Below are 12983 nucleotides of genomic sequence, written 5' to 3' on the forward strand. Positions count from 1 at the left end.
CAACAAGCGCCGCGCGTCGCGCGGCATCGAAACACGCGCTGCCAGGCTTAATGCGCATGGCACCGCGTGCCATGTGCGGCTAAAGTAGCGCATCTCTAACGACGAAGGTTCCGCGCCCATGTATCTCGGCATCGACCTCGGCACGTCCGAAGTGAAAGTTCTGCTGCTCGCCTCCAACGGACGCGTGATCGGCACCGCAGGCTCGCCGTTTACCGTTTCGCGCCCTCATCAGCGCTGGGCCGAGCAGAATCCCGAAGACTGGTGGGCGGGCACGCGCAGCGCGCTCGCCGCCCTGCGCGCCAAACATCCCGACGAGTTCGCGCAGATTCGCGGCATCGGCCTGTCCGGTCAGATGCACGGCGCCGTGCTGCTGGACGCGCAGGACCGCGTGTTGCGGCCCGCGATCCTATGGAACGACATGCGCAGCGACAAAGAATGCGCGGAATTGACCGAACGCGCGCCGGAGTTGCACAGCGTGGCCGGCAATCTCGCCATGCCTGGTTTCACCGCGCCGAAGCTGCTGTGGGTCGCGCGCCATGAGCCGGACATTTTTGCGCGGACCGCCTGCGTGCTGCTGCCGAAGGATTACTTGCGCCTGCAATTGACCGGCGGCAAGGTGTCCGATCCATCGGACGCGGCCGGCACGCTGTGGCTCGACGTCGCCAAACGCGACTGGTCCGATTCGCTGCTCGCGGCCTGCAACATGTCACGCGCGCAGATGCCGAGCCTGTGCGAAGGCAGCGAGCCGTCCGGCACGCTGCTGCCCGAGGTGGCGCGCGAATTCGGCCTGAGCGACGGCGTGATCGTCGCGGCCGGCGGTGGCGACAACGCCACCAGCGCGATCGGCATCGGCGCGACGCAACCCGGCGACGGCTTCGTTTCGCTCGGCACGTCGGGCGTGTTGTGCGTGGTCGGCGACAGCTTCCGGCCGAATCCGGCTTCGGCGGTGCATGCGTTCTGTCACGCGATTCCGGATCGCTGGCATCAGATGAGCGTGGTGCTGTCCGCCGCGAGCTGCCTGCGCTGGGTCTGCAAGCTCACCTCCACCGACGAGCCGACCCTGCTTGCCGAAATCGAGGCGCTCCCGGCCGACGCGTTGAACACCGCGCCGCTCTTTTTGCCCTATCTGTCCGGCGAACGCACGCCGCACAACGACCCGTATGCGCAAGGCGTGTTCTTCGGCATGAATCACGCAACTGATCGCGCGCTGCTCGGCTACGCGGTACTCGAAGGCGTCACGCTCGCGCTCACCGACGGCCTCGACGCGCTGCGCGCGGCCGGCACCGAAGCGAAGGCGCTATCCCTGCTCGGCGGCGGCGCCCGCAGCGACTACTGGGCGCAATTGCTGGCCGACTCGCTCGATACGGCGACGCGCAAGCACGGCGGCGGCGAAACCGGCGCGGCGCTCGGCGCGGCACGTCTCGGCTGGCTGGCGGCCGGCGGCGATCCGGCCACGGTGCTGACCAAGCCGCCGATCGAAAAGGAGTTCACACCGAACCCGCGCCGCCACGCCGAATTGCGCACGCGGCTCGAAGCGTTTCGCGCACTCTATCGCCATGTGCGGCCGCTGTTCGACCCCGCGCGGCAGCCGCTTGCCTGACCGGCAATCCGCAGCCGGTTTGCGCGCCAGGTGTAGTTAAAGCGCGCAGACCGGCTGCTATCATCGGCGCACTTCAAGCGAACCGTCACCGTGCCCAAGTCCACAGAAAAATTAGATCTTGCTACCCGCGCCGCGTGGCTCTACTACGTCGCCGGCAATACCCAGAACGAGATCGCCGAAAAGCTCCAGGTGTCGCGTCCGGTCGCGCAGCGGCTGGTCGCCTTCGCAGTGGAAAAGAATCTGATTCGCGTGCGTGTCGATCATCAACTGGCCGATTGCCTCGCGCTCGCCGATCAACTGTCGAAGCGCTACGGTTTGAGCATGTGCGAAGTGGTGCCGGTCGACAGCGATACGTCGGAGGAAGTCGACCGCAAGCTGGCGGTGGCCGGCGCGCAGGTGATGGAACGCTATCTCGGCGAAGAAAAACCGATGGTGGTCGCGGTGAGCAGCGGCCGGACGCTGAAGGCCGCGGTCGATCAGATCGCGCAACTGGACCGTCCGCAACACCGGTTGGTATCCATGGTCGGGGCGATCGCCCAGGACGGCTCCTCGAACCGCTACGACGTCGCGCTGCACATTTCGGAGAAGACCGGCGGCAAGCATTTTCTGCTGCCCGCGCCGCTGCTCGCCGATAGCGAAGCGGAGCGCGCGCAGTGGTGCAATCACCGGCTGTACCGGATCGTCGAATCGCTGTCGGCGCAGGCCGACGTGGCGTTCGTCGGCATCGGCAATATCGGGCCGAATTGTCCGTTGCACGAAGACGGCTTCATTACGTCGGCGGAAGTGAAGGAATTGATGCAGAACGGCGCGGTGGCCGAAATGCTCGGACTGCCGATCGATTCGGCCGGCGCGCACGTCGAATCGCCGATCGGCCGGCGCGTGACGAGCATCGCACTGGATTCGCCGCCACGGCGTCCCACCATCGGCTTCGCCGGCGGCGAGCGCAAGCGCGAGGCGCTGATTGCGGTGCTCAAAGGCGGCTGGCTCTCCGGACTGGTCACTGACGAGTCGTGCGCGCGAGCCGCGCTCGAAGCCTGAGCGGACGTTCGCACACCGTCGGACGCAGCGCCGAAAGCGGTCCACGTTCGTCTTACATGACCGGCAAGCCTTCGGTGATGATGATGCGATAGTCGGCGCCTTGCAGGCGCGTGTCGCTGACGGCCTGATACTCCGGGCTGTGATACCAGGCGAGCGCTTCATCGTAGCTGGTGAATTCGAGGATCAGAATGTCTTCGATCGCCGGACCTTCCACCACTTCCCTGCGCCCATGGCTCGCCAGCATCATCACCGGATGCTGCTCGAAGGTTGCAGGCGCAACCTGTTTGTACTCTTCCAGTTTGGCGGGATCGAGCGTTTTCTCGCGCGTAATGACGACATAGGCGGGCATGAGCGTTCCCAGAGCGTGATTGAAAAGGAAAGCGGCGCGCCCGCCGCTTTCCCAATCGTCACGCGGCTAGCACTTCAACGATCTTACGCTGGAATGCTTTGCCTGCGCTGTCGAACAAATGGCAATGCTCCGGCGTCGCGCCGTTTTTTTGGGGCTTGCCGGTTCGGCAGCGAAACATCACACCATCGGACGTGACCGACTGCGCATGCCGAAAAATCAGGCCCGCGCCGCAGACGTGCCGGCGGGCAACCACTCGTGCTCGAAGTGGTAGTTCGGCGAGCCGGTACCGCCTAGCGCCCGACCAATGCCGGCGACCGCCTTGGAAACGGCATAACCGGCGAGATCGGGTAAGACGTGACAAAGCCGCCCGCAGGGGCCGGCCAGGTTGAACAGCTGGCCGACCGAGGAAATGAGCGGCGTATTCAGAAAGTCGTTGCTCCTGGACACGCAGTCGATCATCGCTGAGCCGATCAAACTCATCGCGCTCTTCGTGTTCGAGTCCGCAGATTGGTCAGGCTTGCCGCATTTGGAAGGATATGAAGCCGTCGACATCTCGTTCCGGCTGGTGACCATCGAGGTTGCGCTCATGACATCTGAGTCGCGTACCCGTTCGCGAGTGGCGCTGGAGCCAGCGCAGTGGCGTTCCGTATTGCCGAAGGTGGCGTTAAACCCGGACATCCGCTGCTCACGCTCGTGACCGCCGCACGTGGACATGGCAGATGGCACGTCCGAAGCATTCGAATTGCTGAATCGCGCACTGGAAAAATACGTGTCGATTTTCGTCGACGTGAGTCGTTGCATGCTGATTTCCTCTGTTGATTTTGCGTGCCAGATAACCCGTCTGGCCGGGTATTGGTCAGCGGCTCGCGACGAGTCACCGTTCAATGCTGGAGCCGGTTGAAAGCGGGTCCGCTGCCGATCGCGCGGACGCGCTCGCCGCCTGCGTTAAGGGAGCAGACAGTCAAGCAGCGTGGAAGAAAAGATGCGGTGCGGATCGTGGCGGTTAAGCGTATTGCGCGCCGTGTTCCAACTGGCCCCTGACGGCTGTCCCTCGGAATACAGATTCGGAATCGTGCTGCCAATCATCACGCTGTCCTGCCACGCGGCGGCATTTGTATAGGCCCAGCCTTTCGACCATTCGGGGCGCACGGTCGCATATGAGCCTGCGTAGTTCGACATCATCCACTGCTCGATTTCCCGATAGAAACCGTTCGCCGCCGGCGTGCCGGGCATCGTCAAAATATCGAAGTAGACGGCGATGTTCCACTCCGGATGGTCTGGGCGCGGCTTGAGTGCGGCAAGCGACGGCGTGGCGGCACCCGGCCCGGCATCGGCCGGTTGGTCGAGCCCGGTCACGCGGATTTCGACCGGGCCATTCATTGGGTATTCGCCGCGTTGCCTGTAGGCCTCGACCCGGTTCTGATAGAACTGCACGAACTCGTGGATGATGCGTTGCACGTCAGCACGCCGGGCAAGCACGGCGTAGCCGTTTGCGGTCACGCGCAGCGTCGAAGGACGGACGTATTGCAGAACGTTGCGCGACCAGCCCCAGATGTCGCCACTGAACGTGACGCCCAGCCCCGCCATGACGATACCCATCTGCAGCTGCCCAAAAGCCGGCGTCAGGTGGCGTTCGCCCCCGATCACGATGCGTTTGATCAGCTCCGCCAGCGGCTGCGGGATGGAATCGGAAAATGAATAGTTATAGGGCTTCGTTACCTCCCGCGAGAAGAGCGGCTTGCGGGATTGCACCGTCCACACCTTGAGCCACGGGCAACTCGTGAACGGAAACCAGATCGCCTCCATCCGGCCTGTGCGGTCGAGGAACGAGTCGATCGTACGTCCCCCGGACTTCGCCGGGGCGAACAGTTCGGATGCCGGAATATCCACGAAACTCTGGCAGCGCAGCCGCTGGTTGACGCCCGCTTCGAGCGTCGCCTCGACGATCAACGCGCGGCCGAGATGAACGAGGAACGCGCCGATGTCCGGATCGGATCGCTTGAACGTGCGCAGCGCATACTGCTGTTTCTGGGCATCGAACACGACCGCCGTAAGCGACAGGATCAGATTGCTCAGCGAGCCGTAGGTATGCCCCTTCAAAGCGGTTTCGCCGGAAGCGGGTATGGCTGTTCCGTGCGCACCGATCGCAAGAGCGCCGCCTAGCGTAATGTCACCTGGAGCCGGCGAGGCCGTCACGCCCAGACCGAATTTTTCCAGCGTGGCGAGTAACGCTTCCATCGAAATGCCGGTTTGCGCCGTGACGCGTGCGGGCTGAGATGACGTGTCCACGGTTACTGCGTTGAGCGACCTCGTCATGTCGAGCAGGACGACTTGTGACGCCCCGCTGGTCCGGTCGATCGTCAGCGGGGACCAGTTGTGCATATAGCCGCGCGGCCTGATGCGATATCCGTTCGCGCGCGCCCAATTGACAATCGTGACCACAGCGGCGGGCGTGTCGGGCGACGCTGTCCAGACGTCCGCTATCGCGATTTCACCGCTCCAATTCTGGAATGCCTGCTTATACAGCGGAATACCGGTGGGAAAATTGGCCGGAACTGGCGCGGCACCTTGCGCGTGCGCGGCGATCTGATAAACCGGCGTCCATCCGGTCACGACTCCAGCCACCGAGAGCCGGGCGATATCAGCAATGAATTTACGTCGTGGCGGTGGTGTAAGAACATCTTGAAGAGAGTGGGTCACGTTCGCTCGAATGCCTGTTGATGGGAAGAAGATTTCAGTCCCCATGCTATTTTCTTTAGGCGTTCGCGAGGCGATGACTATTCATGACATGACCGTGACGATCACGATAAACGCGGTTGACCGGATGCGGCGAGCTGTTGCGGTGAGCCGATGGGATAGGCGGGACGTTAGCGTTTGCGCGCCACTCGATTGATCAGGATGGATCTGTCGAGCAACGCAGCCACGCATTACTGATGAAAAAAATGCCGCGCTCGAAGGGCGCGGCATAGAGTCGTTGCAGAGTTCGGAAGTCAGGGCCGCAAGAAGGCGGCCCTTGGAAAACTTACGCGGCCAGCACTTCGACGATCTTGCGCTGGAATGCTTTCCCCGCGCTGTCGAACAAATGGCAATGCTCCGGCGTCGCGCCGAGTTTTTGGGTCTCGCCCTTGGTATGCCGCTCGAGCGGCGGAATCCGCGCGATCAGCCCGTCCGGCGCAACGCTCGACTCTGCATACAGATACGCCGCGTCGCCGAGCGATTCGACCGCCATGGTGCGGGCCGAAACGCCGTCCTCGGCCATGCCGACATGCAGATGTTCGGGGCGAATGCCGACCGTCACCTTGTCGCCCTGTTTGACCGCGGCCGGTTCCACCGCGACGCGCTGGGTTTCGCCGGTTTCATAGCGCACCGTGACACCATCATGCGTGACCGACTGCACGACACCTTCCATGAAATTCATCTTCGGCGAACCGATGAATCCCGCGACAAAACGGTTGGCCGGCGCGTGATACAGCATGGTCGGGCTGCCGACCTGTTCCAGATTGCCCGCCGACAGCACGACGATCTTGTCCGCCAGCGTCATGGCTTCGACCTGATCGTGCGTCACGTAGATCATCGTGGTCTTCAGTTCGTCATGAAGACGCGCGAATTCGAGGCGCATTTTCACGCGCAACGCGGCGTCGAGATTCGACAGCGGCTCGTCGAACAGAAATACTTTCGGCTTGCGCGTAATCGCGCGGCCGATCGCCACGCGCTGACGCTGTCCGCCGGACAACTGCTTCGGCTTGCGGTCGAGCAGATGGTCGATGTGCAGGATCTTCGCCGCGTTGCGCACGGCCGCGTCGATTTCCGGCTTCTTGGTGCCGGCGAGTTTCAGGCCGAACGCCATGTTGTCGTACAGCGTCATGTGCGGATATAGCGCGTACGACTGGAACACCATCGCAATGCCGCGCTTGGCGGGTGCGACGTCGTTCACGCGCATGCCGTCGATGGTCAGATCGCCGCCGCTGATATCTTCGAGGCCGGCGATCATCCGCATCAGCGTTGATTTACCGCAACCGCTCGGGCCCACGAACACGACGAACTCGCCGTCGGCGATATCGAGGTTGATGTCGCGCATCACTTCGTTGTCGTCGTACGCCTTCCGGATGTTGCGCAGAGTTACGCTTGCCATGATGTGTCTCCGTGTAATGCTATGTGTTGCTTGTCCGTTGCTTCGGTTGCCTGAATTTCCCCAGGCTGCCGCGTTGATTCGTATCCCGGTGCCTCGCTTTCCCGTGCCACGTATGCCGTCTACGGCGCGGCGGCCGTCACGCTCAGCGTCCATTGCGCGACCAGTTCCGGCAGCTGCTGCATGTCGTCGAATACGTGACGCGCGCCCGCCGCATGGAGCTTGTCGATCTGCGCATCGCTCGCATGACCGCCGCCTATGAAACCGAGCACCGTCATACCCGCCGCGCTCGCCGCCGTCACGCCCGTGACGCTGTCCTCCACCACGAGGCACCACGAGGGCGCGAGGCCGAGCCCCCTCGCCGCCGCCAGATAAACATCGGGCGCGGGCTTCGGATTCGGCACCGTATCGGCGCAGAACAGGCGGTCGCCGAAAAACCTCTCGAGGCCCGTGCGCGCCAGCACCGATTCCACATACGGGCGGAAGCTGTTGCTCGCGCAACCTTTGGTGAGCGGCACCTGAGCCAATGCGGCCTCGATGCCGTCGACTGTCGGTGCCTGCATCGCCGCCGCTTCCACCGCGCGGCGAATCGCATCGATATCCTCGAGCGTGAGGCTTCTGCCGAGCTGCGCGGCGGTGCCTTGCAGCACTTTCTCGATGCGCAGTCCGAGCAACGGCAGCACCACCGGTTCGACATCGGTGCCGGGCCAGAGCGTTTCGAGTTCGCGCACCAGCATGCGCGCCGCCACGGCTTCACTGTCGATCAACACGCCGTCGCAATCGCAGATCAGCGCGAAATTGCCTACCGCCGTGCTTCCACTCGTGCCTGACATCATTTGACCGCCCCGAACGTGAGGCCGCGCACCAGTTGCTTCTGCGACAGCCAGCCGACAATCAGAATCGGCGCGACCGCCAGCAACGAAGCGGCGGACAGCTTGGCCCAGAACAAGCCCTCAGGACTCGAATACGAGGCGATGAACACAGTCAGCGGCGCGGCGTTCGAACTCGACAGGTTGATGCTCCAGAACGCTTCGTTCCACGACAGGATCACGAGGAGCAGCGCAGTGGAAGCCAGTCCCGGCAGCGACATGGGCATCAGCAGATACACGATTTCCTGCCACGTCGCGGCGCCGTCGATCCGCCCGGCTTCGAGAATGTCGCGCGGAATTTCGGCGAAGTACGTGAACGACATCCACACCGCGATCGGCAGGTTGATGAGCGTGTAGACGATCACGAGACCGGATACCGTATCGAGCATGCCGCTGTTTTTCCACAGCAGATAGATCGGCACCAGCACGCCGACCGACGGCATCATCTTGGTCGAGAGCATCCACAGCAACACTTTCTGCGTGCGGCGAGTCGGGAAAAACGCCATCGCATACGCGGCCGGCACGGCGAGTATCAGGCACAGAATCGTCACGCCCGCCGAGATCAGCACCGAATTCAACGCGAACGAAAAATAATTGCTGCGCGCGAACACCTCGCGGAAGCTATCGAGCGTCGGGATGAAAAACAGCGACGACGAATAGGCCTGCTGCTCCGTTTTGAACGCGGTGATCGTCATCCAGAAGATCGGAAAGAACAGCAGCAACGCGACGAGCCAAGCGATCACGCCGGGGATGCCGCGGCGAATCGCGGCGAACGGCGACTTGGCCGGCACGGTCATGGGTGTCGTGCTCGACACCGGGGTAGAGGCAACCTGGCTCATTTTTCGTACTCCCCTTTCAGGTTCTTCGCGAGCATCCGCACAAGGAAGAACGACACGATATTGGCCAGCACGACAGCGAGAATGCCGCCCGCCGAGGCGAGACCGACGTCGAACTGTTGCAGGCCCAGCGAATAGATCAGGTACGACAGGTTGGTGGTCGCGGTGCCCGGACCGCCGCCCGTGGTCGTATAGATTTCGGCGAAGATCGACAGCAGGAAAATGGTTTCCATCATCACCACCACCGCAATCGCCCGTTTCAGGTGTGGCAGCGTGATATAGAAGAACATCGAGAACGGACCCGCTCCGTCGATCCGCGCCGCTTCCTTCTGCTCCTGATCGAGCGACTGGATCGCCGTGAACAGAATCAGGAACGCAAACGGCAGCCACTGCCACGCAACGATCATGATCACCGCCGTCAGTGGATATTCAGCGAACCAGTCGATCGGCTGCATGCCCATGGCGCGCATGCCCTGAGCGATCAGGCCATACACCGGATGCAGGATCATGTTCTTCCAGATCAGCGCGCTCACGGTCGGCATCACGAAGAACGGCGCGATGGCGAGCAGCCGCGCGATCCCTTGCCCGTAAAACTTGCGGTCGAACAGAATCGCCATCAGCACGCCGCCGACCACCGTGATCACGAGGACCGAGATGATCAGTTCGAGCGTGTGTCCGATCGAAGGTCCGAACGACGGATCGCTGGCAAGATACTTATAGTTGTCGAAACCCGCGAAGCCTTTGAGGTCCGGGTTCAACAGGTTGTAGCGCGAGAACGAAAACCAGATCGTCATCGCGAGCGGAATCGCCATCCACAGCACCAGCACGGCAACCGAAGGCGAGACTAGCCAGCGGGCGGAATTGGCTTTGCGAGTTTCGCGTTCTTTTTCTGTCTGGGGTTGGGCATGCATGAGAGGTAGGCGCAAAGGACGCATGATTGACCACCTGTTCGGTAATGCGCGGGCCGCCGCCTGAAGCCGCATGAAAACCGCAGCGACACCCTGCGATGTCGCGGCGCCCGCGCGGCGGAAACGGCCCGCTGTGCTGCGTGGGCCGGCTGACGGGCGTCAGCCGGCGCGTGCCACGTAACGCTCGTGGCTTACTTCTGGTAGCCGGCCTGCTTCACGGCGCGATCCGCCGTGGCGTTGCCCGCTGCCAGCGCCTGGTCGACCGTCATCTGACCGGCAATCGCGCCGGAGATGCTCTGACCGACCACGGTGCCGAACGACTGGAACTCAGGAATCCCGACGAACTGCACACCGGTGTACGGCACCGGCTTGAGGGTCGGATGCTCCGGATCCGCCGTTTCGATCGCCTTCAGCACGAAGTCGCCGAACGGTGCTGCCTGCTTGTACTCGGGGCGAGCGTAGGTGGATTGACGCGTTCCCGGCGGCACCGAGGCCCAGCCCTCGTCCTTCGCAACCAGTTCGATGTACTCCTTCGACGTGGCCCACGTGATGAACTTCTTCGCCGCGTCAGCCTGCTTCGACGACTTCGGAATCGCCAGCGCCCAGGCCCACAGCCAGTGCGAGCCCTTTGGCGTGACCGCGATCGGCGCCGCGGCGAACCCGACCTTGTCGGCGATCTGCGACTGCTGCTTGTTATAGAGCATGCCGGCAGCGACCGTCGCGTCGATCCACATTGCACACTTGCCGGAAGACATCAGCGTGAGGTTCTCGTTGAAGCCGTTCGAGCTCGCTCCCGGAGGGCCGTCTTTCTTCAGCAGATCGACATAGAACGTGATCGCCTTCTTCCATTCCGGCGAGGTGAGCTGCGCGTTCCACTTCTCGTCGAACCAGCGGCCGCCGAACGTGTTCACCACCGTCGTGCCGTAGGCCATGTTCTCGCCCCAGCCCGCCTTGCCGCGCAGACAGATGCCGTACATGCCGTTGGCCTTGTCGGTGAGCTTGTCGGCGAATTGCGCGATCTGGTCGTAGGTGGGCTGATCGGGCATCTTCAGGCCCTTGGCCGCGAACAGGTCCTTGCGGTAATACGTCATCGAGCTTTCGACGTAGAACGGCAGCGCATACAACTGGCCGCCGCTCGAGAGGCCGTCGCGGGCCGTCTTCACGACGTCGTTCAGATCGTAATCGGCGGGCAGATTGGTGAGCGGCGTGAGCCAGCCGCGCTTGCCCCATTGCGGCGTTTCGTACGCGCCGATCGTCATCACGTCGAACTGGCCGCTGCCGGTCGTGATGTCGGTGGTGGCGCGCTGACGCAGCACGTTTTCTTCGAGAATCACCCAGTTCAGCTTGATGTCCGGATTCGCCTTTTCGAATGCGGGCGAGAGCTTCTTCAGCTCGATCATGTCCGGATTGTTCAGCGTGGCGATCGTCACCGTGGCCGCCGACGCGCTCAATGCAAAGCATGCGACAGCGCCGGCACTGACCGCCTTTAGCGTGGATTTGAGAGCTGGCTTCATGTGTTGTCTCCTTTCTCGTACGTTATGTAGTGCAGCGTTTGTTCTACGAAAATGACGATGAACGGCGCGGACTCAGCTCATCCAGTTGCCGCCGTCCACGTTCAGGGTTTGCGCGGTGATGTAGTCGGCATCCGCCGACGCGAGAAACAGGGCGGCGCCGGTCAGATCGTCCGGCACGCCCATGCGGCCGAGCGGCACCGCTTCGCCGACAAGGCGTTTCTTCTCGCCGAGCGGCCGGTTTTCATAGCGTGCGAAAAGTGCGTCGACTTCGTTCCACATCGGCGTATCGACGACGCCCGGCGCGATACCGTTCACATTGATCTTGTGCGGCGCGAGCGCCAATGCCGCAGACTGCGTGTAGCTGAGGACGGCTGCCTTAGTCGCGCAGTAGTGCGAGACGAGCGCCTCGCCACGCCGGCCGGCTTGCGACGACATATTGATGATCTTGCCGCCACGGCCCTGCTCGACCATCTTCTGTGCGACGGCTTGCATCAGGAAGAACATGCCCTTCACATTGACCGCGAAGAGTCGGTCGAACACGTCCCAGGATTCGTCGAGGATCGGGCGCATGTCGAAGAGCGCCGCGTTGTTGAACAGAATGTCGACCTGGCCGAAGCGCTCCAGCGTGCTCGCCACGATGCGCTGGATATCCTCGCGGCGCGTGACGTCGGCGCTCACGCTCAGCACGCGTTCGCCGTAAGCGGCACGCAGCGCGTCGCCGAAACTGTCCGCCGGCTTCACGTCGACCAGCACGCAGCGCGCGCCTTCGTCCAGATATCGGCGGGCTACGGCTTCACCGATTCCGCTTGCCGCGCCCGTCAGAATGGCCACCTTGTCTTGCAATCGTGCCGCCACTGCTTGTCTCCGGTTCGTTTCGCTTCTTGAGGCGCGGTGAGCGAACGCTCGTTGCGCGAACAATTGCTCTGTTTGTGATCGAATGATCGGACACGCACCGGGTCATGTCAAGGCGCCCGAGCAGATTTCGATGGTGCAGCGCGGCAGGACATCAGGTGGCCTTCCCTGCTTCGAACCACACTAATACGAGAAATCGAAGACAGCCAATCTCCATTCCACTCAACCCGCTGACAAAGATTCGAGATACGTTATATCATTGCGAACTCGCTTCGCTTCGAAGCCTTCGCCGCTTGATCGCCTTTTCGTCAGGAGCTCCTCGCTGATGGCCACATCGATTGCAGAACGCCATGCCGTGCGGCTCGCGCATGCCGAAGCGCATGCTACGTTGCACGGTCTCGCGCTGACGCCGCTGCGTCGTCAGGTGTATGAGGCGATCGTCGCCAACGAGCGGCCGATCGGCGCTTACGAGTTGCTTGACGCGCTCGAACCGCAGCGCGGCCGCGTGCCGCCCACGACCGTGTACCGCGCGCTGGACTTTCTGCTCGCGCATGGCTTCGTCCATCGGATCGAATCGAAGAATGCATTCGTGGCCTGCTGCGAAGTCGGCGTGCCGCATCGCAGCCAGTTCCTGATGTGCGACGGCTGCGGTGCGACCGTCGAGATTCCCGGCGACGATCTCGCCGAACAGTTGTCGCATAGCGCGCCGGCACATGGCTTCGAAGTGCACCGCCAGGTCGTCGAACTCAGCGGGCTGTGCGCACTGTGTGCCCGCGCGGCGCGGCCCGCGGGTGCTTCGGCATGAAACGAGGCTTCAAGCCGGCATAAAACCGGCACACCCTTCCCAACGTTTGTGGTTCTTTCAACTCTCACGCAGCAGGACAGAAC

Annotated in this window: 12 protein-coding genes; 3 read left to right on the plus strand and 9 right to left on the minus strand. The window is 62.7% G+C overall.

The window, feature by feature from the left end; translation table 11 throughout:
• The first annotated feature begins 118 nt into the window (after positions 1 to 118).
• On the plus strand, positions 119 to 1600 hold the full coding sequence (gene xylB, locus P0D68_RS10380) for a xylulokinase (RefSeq protein WP_408296030.1): 1482 nt from the start codon (positions 119 to 121) through the stop codon (positions 1598 to 1600).
• 90 nt (positions 1601 to 1690) lie between these two features.
• The gene (locus P0D68_RS10385) at positions 1691 to 2638 is read left to right on the plus strand and encodes a sugar-binding transcriptional regulator (protein ID WP_091799490.1); all 948 of its coding nucleotides are present in this window, start codon (positions 1691 to 1693) and stop codon (positions 2636 to 2638) included.
• Between the two features lie 52 nt (positions 2639 to 2690).
• Here the strand turns inward: P0D68_RS10385 and P0D68_RS10390 are convergent, their stop codons facing one another.
• The 9 genes from P0D68_RS10390 to P0D68_RS10430 form a co-directional block, all read right to left on the minus strand.
• On the minus strand, positions 2691 to 2987 hold the full coding sequence (locus tag P0D68_RS10390) for a DUF1330 domain-containing protein (RefSeq protein WP_011489704.1): 297 nt from the start codon (positions 2985 to 2987) through the stop codon (positions 2691 to 2693).
• 216 nt (positions 2988 to 3203) lie between these two features.
• The gene (locus P0D68_RS10395; RefSeq protein ID WP_408296026.1) at positions 3204 to 3872 is read right to left on the minus strand and encodes a hypothetical protein; all 669 of its coding nucleotides are present in this window, start codon (positions 3870 to 3872) and stop codon (positions 3204 to 3206) included.
• A 60-nt stretch (positions 3873 to 3932) separates the two neighbouring features.
• On the minus strand, positions 3933 to 5732 hold the full coding sequence (locus P0D68_RS10400) for a cholesterol oxidase substrate-binding domain-containing protein (protein WP_408296023.1): 1800 nt from the start codon (positions 5730 to 5732) through the stop codon (positions 3933 to 3935).
• Between the two features lie 277 nt (positions 5733 to 6009).
• Positions 6010 to 7119, minus strand: a complete 1110-nt coding sequence (locus tag P0D68_RS10405) for an ABC transporter ATP-binding protein (protein WP_091799482.1) — start codon at positions 7117 to 7119, stop codon at positions 6010 to 6012.
• A gap of 119 nt (positions 7120 to 7238) precedes the next feature.
• Positions 7239 to 7952, minus strand: coding sequence for an HAD family hydrolase (locus tag P0D68_RS10410; RefSeq protein ID WP_408296019.1), 714 nt, complete (start codon positions 7950 to 7952; stop codon positions 7239 to 7241).
• Positions 7949 to 8782 (minus strand): carbohydrate ABC transporter permease, encoded by an 834-nt coding sequence (locus P0D68_RS10415; RefSeq protein ID WP_286162061.1) that lies wholly within the window; start codon positions 8780 to 8782, stop codon positions 7949 to 7951. The genes P0D68_RS10410 and P0D68_RS10415 overlap by 4 nt, the downstream gene beginning before the upstream one ends.
• Before the next feature lie 38 nt (positions 8783 to 8820).
• Positions 8821 to 9756: a carbohydrate ABC transporter permease gene (locus tag P0D68_RS10420; protein ID WP_408296016.1), complete on the minus strand. Its 936-nt coding sequence runs from the start codon at positions 9754 to 9756 to the stop codon at positions 8821 to 8823.
• 164 nt (positions 9757 to 9920) lie between these two features.
• Entirely contained in the window at positions 9921 to 11243 is a 1323-nt protein-coding gene (locus P0D68_RS10425; RefSeq protein WP_091799469.1) for an ABC transporter substrate-binding protein, read from the minus strand.
• 72 nt (positions 11244 to 11315) lie between these two features.
• A complete protein-coding gene (locus P0D68_RS10430) occupies positions 11316 to 12098 on the minus strand; it encodes an L-iditol 2-dehydrogenase (protein ID WP_408296013.1) in 783 nt (260 codons plus the stop codon).
• 322 nt (positions 12099 to 12420) lie between these two features.
• Between P0D68_RS10430 and P0D68_RS10435 the strand changes: the two genes are divergently transcribed.
• Positions 12421 to 12900 carry a Fur family transcriptional regulator gene (locus P0D68_RS10435; RefSeq protein ID WP_408296010.1) on the plus strand — a complete coding sequence of 160 codons (480 nt, stop codon included), beginning with the start codon at positions 12421 to 12423 and terminating at the stop codon, positions 12898 to 12900.
• Positions 12901 to 12983: the final 83 nt, after the last annotated feature.

The sequence above is a fragment of the Paraburkholderia sp. RL17-380-BIE-A genome, assembly GCF_046028085.1.
Taxonomy (GTDB): Bacteria; Pseudomonadota; Gammaproteobacteria; order Burkholderiales; family Burkholderiaceae; genus Paraburkholderia.